Origin of the sequence: Gluconobacter sphaericus (assembly GCF_016757795.1) — a bacterium.
In the GTDB taxonomy this organism is placed as follows: Bacteria; Pseudomonadota; Alphaproteobacteria; order Acetobacterales; family Acetobacteraceae; genus Gluconobacter; species Gluconobacter sphaericus.
Window position 1 is genome coordinate 2,121,448 of record NZ_CP068419.1, and the last position, 15,114, is coordinate 2,136,561.

13 protein-coding genes are annotated in these 15,114 nt (G+C 60.7%); 6 read left to right on the forward strand and 7 right to left on the reverse strand.

Annotated elements, in window-relative coordinates:
• The first annotated feature begins 59 nt into the window (after positions 1-59).
• Together mrdA and rodA are read left to right on the forward strand one after the other, a co-directional pair.
• Positions 60-2,060: a penicillin-binding protein 2 gene (gene mrdA / locus IGS75_RS10085; protein WP_202256756.1), complete on the forward strand. Its 2,001-nt coding sequence runs from the start codon at positions 60-62 to the stop codon at positions 2,058-2,060.
• Positions 2,057-3,247 (forward strand): rod shape-determining protein RodA, encoded by a 1,191-nt coding sequence (rodA, locus tag IGS75_RS10090; protein ID WP_202256757.1) that lies wholly within the window; start codon positions 2,057-2,059, stop codon positions 3,245-3,247. The genes mrdA and rodA overlap by 4 nt, the downstream gene beginning before the upstream one ends.
• Here the strand turns inward: rodA and IGS75_RS10095 are convergent.
• From IGS75_RS10095 to IGS75_RS10105, 4 genes are read right to left on the reverse strand one after another with little or no spacing between them, the layout of a single operon-like run.
• Positions 3,244-4,773, reverse strand: coding sequence for a DUF2075 domain-containing protein (locus IGS75_RS10095; protein ID WP_237468761.1), 1,530 nt, complete (start codon positions 4,771-4,773; stop codon positions 3,244-3,246). The genes rodA and IGS75_RS10095 overlap by 4 nt on opposite strands.
• Positions 4,655-5,278 (reverse strand): nuclease-related domain-containing protein, encoded by a 624-nt coding sequence (locus IGS75_RS15545; RefSeq protein WP_237468762.1) that lies wholly within the window; start codon positions 5,276-5,278, stop codon positions 4,655-4,657. Before IGS75_RS15545 ends, IGS75_RS10095 begins: the two co-directional genes overlap by 119 nt.
• 4 nt (positions 5,279-5,282) lie before the next feature.
• Complete coding sequence (glyS, locus tag IGS75_RS10100) at positions 5,283-7,337, reverse strand: glycine--tRNA ligase subunit beta (protein ID WP_202256758.1); 2,055 nt, start codon at positions 7,335-7,337, stop codon at positions 5,283-5,285.
• Complete coding sequence (locus IGS75_RS10105) at positions 7,330-8,205, reverse strand: glycine--tRNA ligase subunit alpha (RefSeq protein ID WP_141349766.1); 876 nt, start codon at positions 8,203-8,205, stop codon at positions 7,330-7,332. The genes glyS and IGS75_RS10105 overlap by 8 nt, the downstream gene beginning before the upstream one ends.
• Before the next feature lie 154 nt (positions 8,206-8,359).
• On the opposite strand from IGS75_RS10105, the gene IGS75_RS10110 reads away from it, so the two are divergent.
• The 3 genes from IGS75_RS10110 (at position 8,360) to aspS (ending at position 12,735) form a co-directional block, all read left to right on the forward strand.
• Positions 8,360-9,130: a DUF2076 domain-containing protein gene (locus IGS75_RS10110; protein ID WP_141349768.1), complete on the forward strand. Its 771-nt coding sequence runs from the start codon at positions 8,360-8,362 to the stop codon at positions 9,128-9,130.
• A 143-nt stretch (positions 9,131-9,273) separates the two neighbouring features.
• Positions 9,274-10,857 (forward strand): FAD-dependent oxidoreductase, encoded by a 1,584-nt coding sequence (locus tag IGS75_RS10115; protein ID WP_202256759.1) that lies wholly within the window; start codon positions 9,274-9,276, stop codon positions 10,855-10,857.
• A gap of 81 nt (positions 10,858-10,938) precedes the next feature.
• Complete coding sequence (gene aspS, locus IGS75_RS10120) at positions 10,939-12,735, forward strand: aspartate--tRNA ligase (protein WP_141349772.1); 1,797 nt, start codon at positions 10,939-10,941, stop codon at positions 12,733-12,735.
• A 113-nt stretch (positions 12,736-12,848) separates the two neighbouring features.
• Here the strand turns inward: aspS and IGS75_RS15550 are convergent, their stop codons facing one another.
• Complete coding sequence (locus IGS75_RS15550) at positions 12,849-13,313, reverse strand: hypothetical protein (RefSeq protein WP_141349774.1); 465 nt, start codon at positions 13,311-13,313, stop codon at positions 12,849-12,851.
• 340 nt (positions 13,314-13,653) lie between these two features.
• Here IGS75_RS15550 and IGS75_RS10130 point away from each other — a divergent pair, with 340 nt between their 5' ends.
• Complete coding sequence (locus tag IGS75_RS10130; RefSeq protein WP_141349776.1) at positions 13,654-13,926, forward strand: YXWGXW repeat-containing protein; 273 nt, start codon at positions 13,654-13,656, stop codon at positions 13,924-13,926.
• Positions 13,927-13,963: 37 nt separating this feature from the next.
• Here IGS75_RS10130 and xth read toward each other — a convergent pair whose 3' ends face one another.
• Complete coding sequence (gene xth, locus IGS75_RS10135; RefSeq protein WP_202258452.1) at positions 13,964-14,740, reverse strand: exodeoxyribonuclease III; 777 nt, start codon at positions 14,738-14,740, stop codon at positions 13,964-13,966.
• A gap of 4 nt (positions 14,741-14,744) precedes the next feature.
• Positions 14,745-15,089 carry a HesB/IscA family protein gene (locus IGS75_RS10140; protein WP_086648917.1) on the reverse strand — a complete coding sequence of 115 codons (345 nt, stop codon included), beginning with the start codon at positions 15,087-15,089 and terminating at the stop codon, positions 14,745-14,747.
• Positions 15,090-15,114 lie beyond the last annotated feature (25 nt).

The following is a 15,114-nucleotide window of genomic DNA, read 5'->3' on the forward strand; positions in this document are numbered from 1 at the left end:
GTCTTCTGCGTGTCGCGTGGAAGTTTGCTTTCTTTTCCGGATTCTGAATTTCTGCCCTGATGTTTTCCAGAAACACCCCCTTCCGGTCACGGATACGCCAGAAGCATCAGGCCGAGCCTGTGCGTTCGGGGCGTGGCGTCTTTACGCGCCGGGCACTGCTTGTAATGGCAGTCCAGGCGGGGGTGCTCGGCGTGTTAGGGCGAAGGCTCTATAATCTTCAGGTCGTAGACGGAGAGCATCTGCGCCAACTTGCCGAACGGAACCGGACCAGCAAACGCCTACTCGCTCCCGCGCGTGGCACGATCCATGACCGGTTCGGCATAGCGCTGGCGGACAACAAGGTCAGTTGGCGCGCGCTTCTGATGCCGGAAGAAACGACGGATATTCCGGCAGTCATCGAGCGCTTTTCTCAGATCGTTCCGCTGGACGAGCATGACCGGGCCCGTATCGAACGCGATCTGCGGCATGTCCATAAATATGTTCCCGTGACATTGCATGAGTTCCTGTCCTGGGATGACATGGCGCGTATTGAACTCAATGCGCCATCACTGCCGGGTGTGTTGGTCGATGTGGGATCGACGCGGCTTTATCCGTTCAAGGACCTGACGGCCCATATCGTAGGCTATGTCGCGCCTCCTAATGAAGAGGACGTAGCCAAGGACACGACGCTTTCCCTGCCGGGTATGCGCGTCGGGCGTGCCGGGATTGAGCAGACGCAGGAGGCCTCCCTGCGGGGCGCGCCGGGTTCTGTGGAAATGGAAGTCAATGCGGTCGGGCGCGTCATCGGCGAGATCGACCGCGTGGAAGGCCAGCAGGGCGAGGATGTGCGACTGACGCTGGATTCCGTGCTCCAACAGCAGGTGCTCAGCCGTCTAGAAGACCGTGTCGCCAGTGCGGTAGTCATGGATTGCCGTAATGGCGAGGTGATGGCGATGGTCAGCACACCGTCCTTCGATCCATCGCTGTTTGATTCCGGTGTCAGCCACGCGCAGTGGAATGAATGGGCGAATGATCCGCGCACGCCACTGGTGGACAAGGCTGTGTCCGGTCTCTACCCACCCGGCTCCACCTTCAAGCCCGCCGTGGCGCTTGCGGCCCTGAAAGCCGGTTCCGTTACGGCTCAGGACCGTTTCAACTGTCCGGGATATTATGATCTCGGCGGCGTACGCTTCCATTGCTGGAACCGCTGGGGGCATGGCCTCATCAATATGCGCGAAGGCCTGAAATATTCCTGCGACGTCTATTTCTATGAAGTGGCGCGCCGTTGCGGCATGGACCCGATTCAGGCGGTCGGCAATGCTATGGGGCTGGGCGTGAAGCTGGGGATCGAGCTTCCGCATGTGCATTCCGGCGTCATTCCCACGCCGGAATGGCGGCAGAAGCATGGCTTCCACTGGAACGGCGGTGATACGGTCAATGCAGGCATTGGTCAGGGTTTCGTGCAGGTGACACCGCTTGCACTGGCGACCTATGTGTCGCGGATTGCATCGGGGCGGGATGTCCAGCCCCATCTGTTGCGGGCGACCAGAGACCAGCTTTCGGCGATGGCCTCTGTAGATGACATAGGCAAGGTTGATCTCTCGCCAGAATATCTGGACGTCGTGCGCGGCGGTATGTTTGCCGTCGTTAATGAGCCGCATGGGTCGGCCCCCAAGGCGCGGCTTGATCTTCCGGGCATCCAGATGGCGGGCAAGACCGGCTCGGCGCAGGTGCGGCGCGTGTCACGTGCGCTGCGTGAGTCCGGACACTTCAATTCCATGAATCTGCCTTGGGAATACCGCCCACACGCGCTGTTCATCTGTTTTGCGCCGTACGACAATCCGAAATACGCGGTTTCGGTCGTCGTAGAGCACGGAAACGCGGGTGCGGATGAGGCGGCCCCGTTAGCCAAACTCATCATGACCGACACCCTGCTACGCGATCCGGCCAGTGATGTTCGGCCTCCTGCGCCGAGCGTTGTGCCGCCCCCTTCACCAGTCGCAGATGGAACGACGCCTTCGCAGACTGCTTCTGCTCAAGCCGCACCTCCGGAACAGACGGACCCGGGAGCCGCACAATGAGACGGAACGGTGTGAACACGTTCGGTTTTCTCAAATCCGACCGGCGCCTTCTGCGGGCCGAACCCGATTTTCGCCCGATGGCGCGCCTGCTTCAGGTCAACTGGTTATATGTCCTGCTGGTCTGTGTGCTGGCGGGCGTGGGTTACATTGCGCTGTATTCGGCAGGGGGCGGGTCAGCCAAGCCGTTTGCAGGACCGCAAATGGTGCGGTTCGGCTTCGGGCTGGTGATGATGATTGCCGTCTCGCTCGTCAGTCCGCGCATCCTGCGCATGGCGTCCGTGCCGGTCTACCTGCTTTCCGTCACGCTGCTCGCGCTTGTGCTGCGCATGGGGCATGTGGGGAAGGGAGCGGAACGCTGGATCAATCTGGCGGGTATGCAGTTCCAGCCGTCCGAATTCGCCAAGATCGGTCTCGTGCTGATGCTGGCAACATGGTTTCACCGCATCGGCAACGAGCGGATGGGCAATCCACTGCGCCTGCTCCCGCCCGCACTTCTGACGTTGTTGCCGGTCCTGCTGGTGCTGAAGGAGCCTAATCTCGGGACTGCGACAATCATCGGTCTCATCGGGGCAACGCTGTTCTTCGCAGCTGGAATGCGGTTGTGGCAGATCCTGCTGCTCGTGGCGCCGCTCCCCTTCATGGGAAAGCTGATTTACAGCCATCTGCACGACTATCAGAAGGCCCGGATCGACACGTTCCTGCACCCTGAACATGATCCTCTGGGCGCGGGCTACAACATCATTCAGTCCAAGATCGCCCTCGGCTCGGGCGGCATGTGGGGTGAGGGATACCTGCATGGTAGTCAGGGACAACTGAACTTCCTGCCGGAAAAACAGACGGACTTCATCTTCACCATGATCGGTGAGGAATGGGGTTTTGTCGGCGGGATTGCCGTCATTACCCTTCTTGGAACGCTCGTCATGGGCGGAATGCTCATTGCCATTCGCAGTCGCAACCAGTTCGGGCGGCTTCTGGGTCTGGGCATTGCCATGGATTTCTTCCTGTACTGCGCCGTGAACCTGTCGATGGTCATGGGCGCCATCCCGGTGGGCGGCGTGCCGTTGCCGCTCATTTCCTACGGTGGTTCAGCCATGCTGACGATGATGTTTGGCTTTGGTCTGCTTATGTCCGCCTGGGTGCATCGCAACGAGCGTGATCCCGGCACGGAAGATGATGACGACGACTAGTCCTGAAGCAGGTCTGCCAGATCGTTCTGTAAAGTGAAGGCCTGGGCAGGGGCCGCAGGCTCCAGAAGGAGCACGCCGCACGTCATCAGAAAATTCGCAATCCGGTCCAGTGTCTCCGGATCGCGCGTTGGATCATCCGCGCTGCCCTGTGGCACCCAGATCAGCGTCTCGTAACGTGCCCGCGTCAGAAGAACGCGATAGGTGTTCAGCCGCCACAGCGTCGCCTCTGCTGTGCTGACATTGATCCATTTCGTGCCCGAAAAGCGGCGAGGCTGCCAGCGATTGCCAGAAGGCACGCGGATCAGATCGCCGTCCCAGCACAGCCCCACAAAATCCAGTTCCAGTCCCTGAATGGCAAACTCCGTAGCACACGTTTCGAGCGCGTCGGAGGCCCGGATATCTCGATCCGGAACCCAGCGGTTCAGAAACCACTGGGAGACGGCCTTTTCGTCCATATGCGGGACTTCACAGCCAAGCCCTTCGGCTCGCAGCCGCTTGGCCTTTGAACTCGCAACCAGCCCGCAGCGATAGGCCAGTCGTGAACGGTGACGCAGCCCAGCCCGCAGATCGTCCAGACTGCGCGTGAGACGAAACGGCAGATCCGTTTGTGCGGCTAGGTAGCGGGCCGCCTCGACGTCTCCGTTCAGGACGGCGTTGACCCAACGTGGTGCGGTTTCTTCACGCAGAGAGCGGATAGCCACACCGAGATGCAAAAAGCGCTGCCGCCCGGCTTCAAGTGTTGCGGGTAGATGCGTCAGATCCCCGGTTCCGATTACGTCCGGAGCCGCTTCAACGCGCCAGGCTGGGCGTCTCAAAAGGGCTTCGCCCCAGCAGGCCAGACCTCCTTCACCGTCATTGATTTCCTGCCCATGCCCGATCAGGCACAGAATGGCCGCGAAACCGTCATGCCGACCCATGATGTCCAACAGATGCGCAGGCTCGGAATCTGTCAGCTTCACATGTCGCGATGCACTCTTGCGCACAGCTTGAGCCTGCGTCCAGCAGCGCTGGGCCTCGTCGATGACCATGATCTGTTCAGGCGGACATTCTTTTGGGCACCCGACATAGTGATCACGGAATTTCGTCAGGGACTGAATGGTAGATTCCATCCGCTGCTCGACGAGCGGGCGCTTTTGTCCACGACTGACGGTATCGCGCGTGAGGGCTTCCCGTAGAACCGAAACAAGGGTCGGATTTCCCGTCAGGAACGTGGCGTCCGTTGCGTCGCCGTCATCCGTAAAAGCTACTTTCAGGCCACATAAGGTTTTGCCCGCGCCCGGAATGCCCGAGACGAACACAATCACTTTGCGTCCTTCCGTTCGAGCTTTTTGCAGAATGTTGGCGATGCAGGCAGAGGTCTGTGTCAGGTTCGTTGCATCGGCACGGGCGGTGTGGATGTCGGCAACGCTATGTGTGGCGTAAATCTGCCGTGCCGCTTCTACGATGCTTGGGACCGGATCGTAGGGAGCATGCTCCCATTGTGCGGGGACCAGCGGATGATCGGTATGAGCCGTCTGTGCCGCCAACGTGGTCAGGAGCGTTATTCAGTCCCGCTGCATTGACGCACTGAACCTCTGTGACGCCCAAGGGAAGCAGAAGCGGCGTTGTTTGGGCTCGGGACGGCGCATCCGTGGCGACCAGAACGGGAACGAGCGGGTGTTTCCGACTTGCGGCATGAAAATCCAGCAGGTCGAGCGCATAGCCCTCCGTCTGGGAGAGAGCGGCCGCGTCGAAGCTGGACGAGCCAATTTTGAATTCCAGTACATAAATCGCGCCGGGCGAGACCAGAACCGTGTCGATCCGGCCGCCAAGCCGCGGGATCGGAAACTCGAACAGAACCTGCCAGTCCTGTGTGTTGGGAAGTGTGGAGAGAATTTCATGCAGAAGATCGATCTGCGCTTCCCAGGCACGAGCCTGCTGCGGCTCGCCCTGAAAACGGTTCTGCACCACCTTATGGGCCAAAGCGGCGCAGAGCTGGTCCGGAGGCGTGTGAAGGAACGTGGTGACGGATCCGGACCACCACGCTCCCATCGTCTCAGCCCTCGATCTGGCCGAAATCGGCGATCAGGGCGGTTGTCTCGCGGAAGCGGGACAGCAGCCTGAGGCGGTTGGCCCGTACCTCCGGCTCCGGCGCATTGACCGTCACGGCTTCGAAGAACCGGTCCAGCGTTGGGCGCAGGGCCGCAATGGCCTGCATCGCATCGGTGAAGCGCTCTTCTTTGAGAGCTGTTTCAATCGCGGGGACGGCCTGATCCAGACCGGCAGCCAGAGCGCGTTCTTCGTCCTGCGTGTAGAGAGTTGGATCGGGCGCGCCGGTATGCGGGCCGTCCTTCTTGTCCTCGATGCGCAGGATGTTGGCGGCCCGCTTGGCAGCAGCGAGCAGATTGCGGCCGTCTTCCGTCTGGATCATCTCCGACAGTGCCGAGGTGCGGGCCAGAAGCCGGACCAGATCGCCGTCCAGCCCGCGCGTCAGAATGGCAGCAAGAACGTCATGCCGCTCGCCCTCGCTGCGAAGCTGCACGCGCAGACGCTCGGCCATAAAGTCCGGCAGCTTGGCCAGTTCGCCACCCGTCCGGCCATTTGCGGCCTGTACGAACAGCGTCGTCAGGTCCAGACGCAGTCCGTTATCACGGATCGTGCGGATGATGCCGAGTGCCGCACGACGCAGCGCATACGGATCGCCCGAACCACTCGGCAGCTCACCGATGGCAAAGAACCCTGCCAGCAGGTCCAGCCGGTCCGCGAGTGCCACAGCGACCGAAACCGGCGCCTTTGCAGTCTCATCGGACTGACCGCGTGGCAGGTAATGCTCGGCCACGGCGCGGGAGACGGCGTCGTCCTCGCCATCATGCGCCGCATAATAGCCGCCCATGACGCCCTGAAGTTCCGGGAACTCGCCGACCATGCCGGTCGTCAGATCCGCCTTGGCCAGCAGACCCGCGCGCTCGGCCTGTGCGATCTGCGCGCCATCAAGACCCATGGCCTGCGCCACGGTGCCTGAAAGCTTCGAGATCCGCTCGGCGTGCTCGGCCTGCGTGCCCAGCTTGGCATGGAACGTCACCGCTGCCAGAGCTGGAACACGGTCAGCCAGTTTTGTCTTGCGATCCAGATCCCAGAAATGTCGGGCATCGGCAAAACGGGCGCGGAGCACGCGCTCATTGCCCGCCGTGGTCAGCTTGCCGCCATCCTTGAACGGCAGGTTGCCGATGAAGGCGAAATAGGGTGCAGCCGAGCCGTCCGGATTGCGGAGCGCGAAATAACGCTGGTTGATCCGCATGGAGACCTGCATCACTTCGGCTGGCAGATCCATGTACGCAGCGTCGATCTGGCCCAGAAGCGGCACCGGATATTCGACCAGCCCGCAGACTTCATCGACCAGCCCGTCATCCTGTACGACCGTAATGCCATGCTGGTCCGCCAGACGCGCCACGCCGGTGCGCACCATGTCGCGGCGGCTGTCCATGTCCACGATGATCGAGCGGGTTTCAAGCTCGTCCTGCCACTGCTGGCCCGACATGATCTCGAACGCGCCCGGAGCGAGAAAGCGATGGCCTTCGGACAGGTTGGACGCCTTCAGACCATGCGCATCATCCCCGTCGCGGGCGAGAGCGAACGGCACGACATGCCCGTCCAGCAGACACGCGATCCGGCGCAGCGGGCGAACCCATGTGAAGTTCGATCCCGCGCCCCAGCGCATGGATTTGGGCCATGGGAATTTCCACAGCAGCTCCGGCACGGCTTCGGACACTCGGCTTTCCGCGCTCACCGGATCGAGCGACTTGTTCAGAACCCAGAAGCCGTTTTCCAGATTCAGATCCGCCGGTGTGACGCCATGCTTGCGCGTGAAGCCTTCCAGTGCCTTTTCCGGAGCTCCTTCACGCGGGCCGCGTTCGGAGACGCTGCGGGCCGGGATTTCAGCATCGATGTTCAGCACCGCCGCGATGCGTCGGGCCCCGAAGAACGTCCGCAGATCGCGCGGATTCAGGCCATCAAGCGCCTTGGTCAGCAACGAACCCAAATCGTCCGCCGCACGGGCCTGCATGCCGGAGGGGATTTCCTCGCTGAACAGTTCGAGAAAGAGTTCAGCCATGGGACGTCTCCTCACCGGCGAGCCAGGCGTCGCAGGCGGCTTTGGCAAGCGCACGGACGCGCCCGATATAGGAGGCGCGCTCGGATACGGAAATCACGCCCCGCGCATCCAGAAGATTGAACAGATGGGAGGCCTTGAGGCACTGGTCGTAGGCGGGCTGGGCCACGCCGGCCTCGGACAGCCGGATGGACTCCCGCTCGGCATCGTTGAAATGGGTCAGCAGCATCTGCGTGTCGGCGAGCTCGAAATTATGGCGTGAATAATCCTGCTCGGCCCGCAGGAATACATCGCCATAGGTCAGGCCTTTTCCGTTGAAATCGAGGTCGTAAACGTTCTCGACGCCCTGCACATACATCGCCAGACGCTCGAGCCCGTAGGTCAGCTCCGTCGACGGCATGACGGTCGGAATGCCGCCAACCTGCTGAAAATACGTGAACTGCGAGACTTCCATACCGTCACACCAGACTTCCCAGCCCAGTCCCCAGGCACCGATGGTCGGGTTTTCCCAGTCATCCTCGACGAATCGGATATCGTGCAGTTCGGGGTCGATCCCGATGGCGCGGTAGCTGTCGAGCAGAAGCTGCTGGCTGTCTTCCGGCGTCGGCTTGAGCAGTACCTGATACTGGTAATAGTGCTGAAGGCGGTTCGGGTTCTCGCCATAACGTCCATCCGATGGACGGCGGCAGGGCTGCACATAGGCGGCGGCCCAAGGCTTGGGGCCGAGCGCGCGGAGCGTGGTGTGCGGGGAGAGAGTGCCCGCTCCGAGTTCGGTATCGTAGGGCTGCAAAATAGCGCAGCCCTTCTCGGACCAGAATTGATGAAGGCGCAGGATCAGGTCCTGAAAACAGAGCGGCCGGGTCGCAGACAATTCTATAGGCTCCGGTTGGCAGAAATCGGGCGTCACCTTACAGGCACAGGCCCTGAACCGGAAGGGAGCCTCCTGCTGTTGATCTTGTAGACTGGTCGTGGGTGCATCATATGATGGAGGCTCAGCAATTTCTTCATCTGGAAGGATGATGACGATGAACAACGAAGAACGCGATCTGATCGCCCGTTTCGTCGCCCGTGTCGGGGGAGGGCCGCAGGTCACGGGACCAGGCCAGCCACCGGCCGCCCCTCTGCCGCCGATCGATCCTGAGGCGGACCGCTTCATTGCCGACAACTTCCAGAAATACCCGGAAGCCCGTTATCGCGTCACGCAGATGGCCGTGGTGCAGGAGGCTGCTCTGGCACAGGCGCAGAACCGCATCCGCCAGCTCGAGTTCCAGCTTCAGCAGGCCCAGCAGCAGCTCGCACAGGTGCAGCAGTCTGGCGCATCCAAGCCTGGCCTGTTTGGTGGCCTGTTTGGTGGAGGCAACCGTCCGCAACAGTCTGCGCCCCCGCCGGGCTGGGGTGCACAGGCCGCTCCGCCGCCGAATTTCGCGCCGCAGCAGCAGTACGGTTATCCGCCGGGTTATCAGCCGGGCATGTTCCAGCGCGGCGGTTCGGGCTTTCTCGGCTCGGCCCTGACAACAGCGGCTGGTGTGGCTGGCGGTATGATGGCCGCCAATGCGCTTGAAGGCCTGTTTTCCGATCATCATAGTGCGGGTGGTGATGCGGCTGGTGGCTGGGGTGCGGGTGGCGACACCATCATCAACAACTACGGCAGTGATGCTTCGGCCTTCGATCCCTTCGGCGGCGCCGGGACCGATGCCGGCAGCTTCTCCGATTCCGACTTTGGCGGCGGCGGTGATGTTGGTGGTGGCGGAGATTTCGGTGGCGGTGACGGCGGCGGATTCGACAACATGTTCTGAGCCTGCCTTTTTCAGGTCGGCATCATTCAAAACCCGTCCGGACCTGATGTCCGGACGGGTTTTTTGATGTTTGCCAACCGGGCAGCTTATGCTGCGTTCGCTTTCGTGACTGTCCCCATTTCCCAGCCGGGAGGCCATACTCGATGTCCCAATCCGACCTGACTGCCGATTTCCGCGATCTCTGTGCGTTTGATGCGCTCGAAGACGAGAAAATTACGCCGTTTTCCCTGGACGGCACGCCGGTGGTTCTCATTCGGGACGGGGAGAATGTGCATGCTTTCGCCGGTAAATGCCCCCACAAGGAGGCACCGTTGGAGCAGGGGGCTTTTTGCAAGACGGAAAAAGGAAGTGTGCTGGTCTGCCCTTGGCACAAGGCGGTTTTTGATGCGACGGATGGCAGTCTCGTCGAACCACTGGCACTCGATCCTCTGTCACAGTACCCGGTGCAGGTTGTTGATGGCCGTGTGCTGGTCGGATTGAAGCCGAAGCAACGTCAGGCTTCGGAAAAACGACAGGAAAACGAAAGTGTTCTGCTTCTCGGCGCCGGGGCTGCCGCTGTCAGCGCTGCGGTGACGCTCCGGGCGGAAGGTTTTGCGGGCACCATCACGATGGTCAGTGAGGAAAAAGATCTTCCTTACGATCGTACCGCCCTGAGCAAGACCGTCCTTGTCAGCGAGTCTGAAAAAGCCCATGCGCCCCTGCTTCGGGAAGAGGAATTTTATACTCAACGCGGCATTACCCGCGTCTGCGGCCATGTGGCGCAGTTCGATCCGCAGACCCGCACGGCCAGACTGGAGGACGGGATGGAGTTGACGGCGGATCACGTCCTGATCGCGACGGGGGCCGTAACCAGAAAGCCGGATATTCCGGGCGTGGACATGAAGGGCGTCTATACGCTGCATCGTGGGGTGGATGCGGAGCGGATCGCCGCCATTCTGGATCCCGATCTGGCGGTAACGATCGTGGGGTCAGGATTTATCGGGCTTGAAGCGGCCTCGTCCCTACGGCAGCGTGGGGTCGGGGTGACTGTTATTTCCGATACCGAAATCCCGATGGAAAAGCAGTTTGGCCGCGAAATCGGTATTCGTCTGCGCCAGTTGCATGAAGAAAACGGCGTGGCATTCGTCTCGGATGCTCGGGTCACGAAGATCTATGCCAAGGACGGCAAGAACGGAACGGCTTCAGGTGTGGAACTCGACGACGGCACCCGTCTGCCTGCCGCGTTCGTACTGCTTGGTGTGGGTGTGATGCCCGTCACGGATTACGTGTCCGGTCTGGAGCGTGATGAGAGCGGTGCGATCGTCGTGAACGGTCAGATGCGCGTGACTAGAGGTGGTGAGGCCGGATGCGTCCCCGGCGTCTACGCAGCCGGGGACGCATCCGCGGTTTTTCATGACGGAGCACCACGGCGAATCGAGCATTGGCGCCATGCCGAAGTGCAAGGACGGATCGCGGCTCTTGCGATGATGGGGCATGACACGCCCAACGTACCGCTGCCGTGGTTCTGGACACAGCAGTTCGGCAAGAAAATTGAACTTCTGGGCTGGGGCGAAAGCTTCGACAACGTGGCGCTGGAAGGGGATATCCGGGGTTTCAGGTTCCTTGCGACTTATCTCAAGGATGGAAAGCCTATCGCACTGGCCGGGTCGGGGCATGCGGCAGAGATGGCTCTGGCGGCGATCGATTTCGATGGTTTTATGCAGGAAAAGGCCGGAGAGGCCCTCTGAAGTCGCAGAAAACTTGACATGAGAGGGCCGTCCCGGCTTCCTGCGCCCACTTATCCGCACAGGACGTTGAAGAGGCCCGATATGCATCCATACCGCACCCATGACTGTAGCGCTCTGCGTGAGGAGAATGCCGGGCAGATTGTCCGTCTTTCCGGCTGGGTCCACAGCAAGCGCGATCATGGCGGCCTGCTGTTCATCGACCTGCGCGATCACTACGGTGTGACGCAGATCGTCATCCCTGCTGGTACGGACCTGCTGGAAAAAGCCGAGCGTCTGCGCGTGGAAAGCGTCATCACAGTGACCGGGAAAGTCGTGGTCCGTCATGGGTCGCAGCGCAACCCGAACCTGCCGACCGGTGATGTGGAAGTTCTGGCCGAAGCTCTGGAAATCCGTTCCAGCGCCGAGGTCCTGCCATTCCAGGTGGCGGGCAACGAGAACTACCCCGAAGACCTGCGTCTGAAGTATCGTTACATCGACCTGCGCCGCGACAAGATGCACCAGAACATCCTGCTCCGCAGCAAGGTCATCACGAGCCTGCGTCAGCGTATGATCGCGCAGGGCTTCACCGAGTTCCAGACACCGATCCTGACGGCCTCGTCTCCCGAAGGCGCGCGTGACTTCCTTGTCCCGGCCCGTCTGCATCCGGGTAAGTTCTATGCCCTGCCGCAGGCTCCGCAGCAGTTCAAGCAGCTTGCGATGGTTGCCGGTTTCGACCGCTACTTCCAGATCGCACCCTGCTTCCGTGACGAAGCCTCCCGCGCTGACCGCAGCCCCGGTGAGTTCTATCAGCTCGATTTCGAGATGTCGTTCGTCACGCAGGAAGACGTCTTCACGGTGCTCGAACCCGTCCTCGCAGGCGTGTTCAACGAGTTTACGCCCGAAGGCTGGAAAATCACGGACGGCGCATTCCCGCGCATTCCGTATGCCGATTCCATGCGCGACTACGGTTCCGACAAGCCGGATCTGCGCAACCCGCTGATTATCAAGGACGTGACGGAAGCGTTCCGCGATTCCGGTTTTGGTCTGTTCGCCAAGATCGCAGCGTCCGGTGGCCAGATCCGTGCGATCCCGGCTCCGGGTGCTGGGGATCGTCCGCGCGGCTTTTTCGACAAGCTCAACACTTGGGCGCGTGAAAGCGGTGCCGGTGGTCTGGGCTACATCATTTTCGAGGCAGAAGGCGGCAAGGGCCCGATTGCCAAGAATCTTGAAGCCGAGCGCGTTGAGAGCATTCGTGAAGCCTGTGGCCTCAAGGCCGGAGACGCCGTGTTCTTCGCCGCTGGCAAGGGTGATGAGGTCGCCAAGTTCTCTGGCGTCGTCCGCACCAAGGTCGCAACCGAACTGGACCTGATCGAGAAGAATGCGTTCCGCTTCTGCTGGGTCGTGGACTTCCCGATGTTTGAGCTGAACGAGGAAACCGGGAAGGTCGACTTCTCGCACAACCCGTTCTCCATGCCTCAGGGGGGGCTCGATGCTCTGAACACGCAGGACCCGCTGACGATCAACGCCTATCAGTACGATATCGTCTGTAACGGCGTGGAACTGTCCTCTGGCGCCATCCGGAACCATCTGCCGGAAGTCATGCTGCGTGCCTTCGAGATTGCAGGCTATGGCCCCGAAGTCGTGGAAGAGCGTTTCGGCGGCATGCTGAACGCCTTCCGTTACGGCGCTCCGCCGCATGGTGGCGCCGCACCGGGCGTGGACCGTATCGTGATGCTGCTGGCCGATGAGCCGAACATTCGCGAGGTCATCCTTTTCCCGCTTAACCAGAGCGGCGAGGACCTGATGATGGAAGCGCCGGCCCCGGTCGAGCCGGCCCGTCTGAAGGAGCTTCATCTTGCGCTCGATCTGCCGAAGCCCAAGCCGACCGCCAGCAAGTAAACCTTAAGCAGCCTCGCTTGCTGTTGCAGAACCGGCATCTTCCATTCGGGAGATGCCGGTTTTTTTATGCTGCCTGTTCTGCTTCGTTATTTCCAAGTGTGGTCTGCGCGGAACTACCAGTGGACCCGAATGCCCGCCGTCACAGCTGCACTGCCGCCTGCGGCACCCTGGATGGTATCGCGGTGTCCTCCGAAGAAGCTCGCCGTCAGGTCCACGCCCGGAAGTGATTTTAGCGGATAGGCAAAAGTCGTCGTCACGCCTTTTTCTTCCATTAACGGCGATTGTGCTGCCCGTTCGACGTCCAGAGGGCCAATTTTTAAGAGATTCGACAGATCCAGCTTCATCCACTCCCGTCGCACCACGGGGGACGTTCCTGTCTGGTCAAAACTTAATCCGCCTGACCCGGATCGGCCTGTCATGCTGTCTAGCAGCGCAGGATCCCGCAGGGCATCCGAACGGGGTATTCGTGTGCGGGCGGTATGATGTGCGGGCATGAAATAGGCGGGGGCCTGGGCGCGAAGCGGGAAGGCCCAGACGCTGCCGAGAATACAGGCCGCAATCCGCCAGTCTGTGTACATGATAAAACCCCCAACGAAAAAACGAAATGAGGGTCTGCGGTAATGGCGTGCGAACCGGATGTGCAAGATGTAGGCACACACTACGTACTGCGTCAAAAATGATACAGTCAATATAAAATATTCAAATTCAAAGGCTGGAAATAAATTTAACTCTAAATTTGTATCTCAAAAGACACGAATCAACTTCTGTATCTTTCCGTTACAGGCGTAGGGGAGGGCGTCATGCATGTAACACAAAATCATGATCTGCCCGGATTCCGCCACAGATGCGCCTCAGCTACGCCAAGGCGCGCCCGTCATCATCTTTCCGTGACAAAACGTCATGGAAAGGAGAGCATTGATGCTGAAACATCTGTCAGGGATCTTGGCTGTTTCCGCCCTGTTTGCAGGTACGATGGCGATTGCGCCGATGTCGGGAACAGCCCATGCCCAGTTTGTGCCCTATAGCGGCCCATACCGTCAGCCGCCTCCGCCTCCACATACGCTGCCGGAGACCATCCCGTCCCATCGCGGAGACCTGCGTTGGGTACCGGGCTACTGGCGCTGGAGCGGCAACGGGTATCAGTGGCAGTCGGGCCATCTGAGTAGAAAACCTAATCTGCGACACGCATGAGGGGATGCAAGGGGAACAACGCATTCCCCTTGTATGTTCAGACTGTAACGAGAACTGGGACGTGATCGGAGGCCTTTTCCTTTGCCCGCTCGTCCCGGTCGATCACGAAAGCTGTCAGGCGTTCGGCCATACGAGGCGACAGAAGTGCATGATCGATCCTCAGGCCCGAATTTCGCTGGAACGCCGCCGCCTGATAATCCCAGAACGTGTAATGCCGGCCTGCAGGGTAGAGCGTGCGCAGGGCATCCGTCAGCCCCATCCATTTTAACTTGCGGAATGCTGCGCGCGTTTCAGGGCGTACCAGTGCGTCGTTAGGTGATAGCGCGCCGGGCGCGAGATCTTCGTCCGTCGGGCAGACATTGAAGTCCCCGATGAACGCAAACGGTTTCTCCGCCTCCAGCAGAACACGCGCCCGTTCCGCTAAAGCGTCGAAAAACGCCAGCTTGGTCGCGTAACCGTCCTCACCGCCGGAATTACCGTTGGGTAGATACAGATTGCCGATCGTGATGCCATCGAGTTCCGCCTCGATATAACGGGCGGACGGATGATCGAAGCCCGGAAGCGCATGGTGCGTCACCGTGAAGGGGCGGCGTCCAATCAGGGCCACGCCGTTATAGGCTTTCTGTCCCGAGGTCGCGACGTGCAGTCCGGCTTCTGCGAACACGGCCGGAAACTGGCTGTCCTCGCATTTGATTTCCTGAAGGCACAGCAGATCGCAGTCCGGATGGCGTTCCAGCCAGTCCTGAACGTGATGGGCGCGGGCGCGGATGGAGTTGATGTTCCAGCTTGCGAAGGTGAACGGCGTCGTGCTCATCGGATCAGGCCAGCGAGAAGCTGGTGCCGCAGCCGCATGATGAAGCTGCATTCGGGTTCGTGACCGTGAAATGCGCGCCCATCAGCTTGTCCACGAATTCCAGTTCAGCGTTTTCCAGCAGGTCGAGGCTGGTCGTATCCACAAATACGCGAGCGCCGTCACGCTCGATGACGACATCATCCGCGGCCTGATCGCGCTCCAGTTTGAACTGGTACTGAAACCCGTTGCATCCTCCGGCCAGAACCGCCACGCGCAGCGCCAGCCCCTCAGGTTCTGGCTGGGCTGCGATGATCTCCTTGATGCGGGCGGCCGCACTAGCGGAAACGCTGAAAGGCACGGTGTCGGACATGGGTTCTGGTTCCCGGACTCTTCTG

Coding starts and splice junctions, on each gene's coding strand:
- mrdA (WP_202256756.1), top strand. CDS start 60: ATGTTTTCCAGAAACACCCCCTTCCGGTCACGGATACGCCAGAAGCAT.
- rodA (WP_202256757.1), top strand. CDS start 2,057: ATGAGACGGAACGGTGTGAACACGTTCGGTTTTCTCAAATCCGACCGG.
- IGS75_RS15545 (WP_237468762.1), bottom strand. CDS start 5,278: ATGGGAGCGTGGTGGTCCGGATCCGTCACCACGTTCCTTCACACGCCT.
- glyS (WP_202256758.1), bottom strand. CDS start 7,337: ATGGCTGAACTCTTTCTCGAACTGTTCAGCGAGGAAATCCCCTCCGGC.
- IGS75_RS10110 (WP_141349768.1), top strand. CDS start 8,360: ATGAACAACGAAGAACGCGATCTGATCGCCCGTTTCGTCGCCCGTGTC.
- IGS75_RS10115 (WP_202256759.1), top strand. CDS start 9,274: ATGTCCCAATCCGACCTGACTGCCGATTTCCGCGATCTCTGTGCGTTT.
- aspS (WP_141349772.1), top strand. CDS start 10,939: ATGCATCCATACCGCACCCATGACTGTAGCGCTCTGCGTGAGGAGAAT.
- IGS75_RS15550 (WP_141349774.1), bottom strand. CDS start 13,313: ATGTACACAGACTGGCGGATTGCGGCCTGTATTCTCGGCAGCGTCTGG.
- IGS75_RS10130 (WP_141349776.1), top strand. CDS start 13,654: ATGCTGAAACATCTGTCAGGGATCTTGGCTGTTTCCGCCCTGTTTGCA.
- xth (WP_202258452.1), bottom strand. CDS start 14,740: ATGAGCACGACGCCGTTCACCTTCGCAAGCTGGAACATCAACTCCATC.
- IGS75_RS10140 (WP_086648917.1), bottom strand. CDS start 15,089: ATGTCCGACACCGTGCCTTTCAGCGTTTCCGCTAGTGCGGCCGCCCGC.